This is a genomic window from Bradyrhizobium sp. NBAIM08 (assembly GCF_020193935.1).
Classification (GTDB): domain Bacteria; phylum Pseudomonadota; class Alphaproteobacteria; order Rhizobiales; family Xanthobacteraceae; genus Bradyrhizobium; species Bradyrhizobium yuanmingense.
The window spans coordinates 1-246 of record NZ_JADYVR010001431.1 but is presented as its reverse complement, the minus strand read 5'-3'; the positions used below and the strand labels follow the sequence as shown (position 1 = coordinate 246).

Below are 246 nucleotides of genomic sequence, written 5' to 3'. Positions count from 1 at the left end.
CCGACGGCGTGGCGAGGCGTCCGCCCGGCCGTGTGCCCGGCTCGAGCGGGTGATCCGGCGGCAGTTCCGGCGCGAGTGCAGCGCGCGCCGTGTGCGGCTCCAGGATCTCGCTGATCGCGCGCGGGGGTGGCGGCGTGGAACTCGCGCGGTGCGGCGACGAAGGCAGCCGGCGGCGCCTGCGCGGCAGCTGGATTGGGCAGCTCGGGCTTCGGATCGTATTTCGGCGGCTGTGCTGGCGGTTGCGGC

The 246-nt window shown here is 76.0% G+C and carries 1 pseudogene; it reads right to left on the bottom strand.

The features are described 5' to 3' along the window. Nucleotides 1-246 (bottom strand): annotated as a pseudogene (locus I6F37_RS45280) (hypothetical protein); the annotation flags it as partial.